The 580-nt window shown below is 65.2% G+C and carries 1 protein-coding gene; it reads right to left on the bottom strand.

What is annotated here, in order from left to right; all coding sequences use genetic code 11:
• The coding region (locus EES48_RS00005; RefSeq protein ID WP_240623161.1) for a nucleotide sugar dehydrogenase at positions 1-536 on the bottom strand (536 nt) is incomplete at its 3' end.
• Positions 537-580 lie beyond the last annotated feature (44 nt).

Raw genomic sequence — 580 nt, 5'->3', positions numbered from 1 at the left:
ATGCAGTGGCCGCCCAGTCCGGGGCCCGGATAGAAGGGCATGAAGCCGAACGGCTTGGTCTTGGCGGCGTCGATCACCTCCCAGACGTCGATGCCCATCTCGCTGAAGACCATCTTTAGTTCGTTCACCAGGGCGATATTGACCGAGCGGAAAATGTTCTCGGTCAGTTTCACCGCCTCGGCGGTCTGGGTCGAGGACACCGCCACCACCTTGTCGACGATGGCGCCATAGAGGGCGGACGCCAGCTCCAGCGCCTCATCCCCATCGCCGCCGACGACCTTGGGGATGGTGGTCGTCGAATGCCGAGCGTTGCCCGGATCCTCGCGTTCCGGCGAGAAGGCCAGGAAGAAGTCCTCGCCGCTCTTCAGGCCGCCGCGCTCGAGAATCGGCTTCATGATCTCCCGGGTCGTGCCGGGCCAGGTGGTGGATTCCAGCACGACCAGCTGACCGGACTTCAGGGCGCGCGCCGCAGCTTCGGTGGCGTCGACCACATGACTGAGATCGGGCTCGCGCTGGGCGGTGATCGGGGTCGGCACGCAGATCAATACGGCGTCGCACTCTCCGAGACGCGCAAAGTCGC

It is taken from the genome of Brevundimonas lutea, from assembly GCF_003704105.1.
GTDB lineage: Bacteria > Pseudomonadota > Alphaproteobacteria > Caulobacterales > Caulobacteraceae > Brevundimonas > Brevundimonas lutea.
This window is presented reverse-complemented; position numbering and strand designations above follow the sequence as displayed.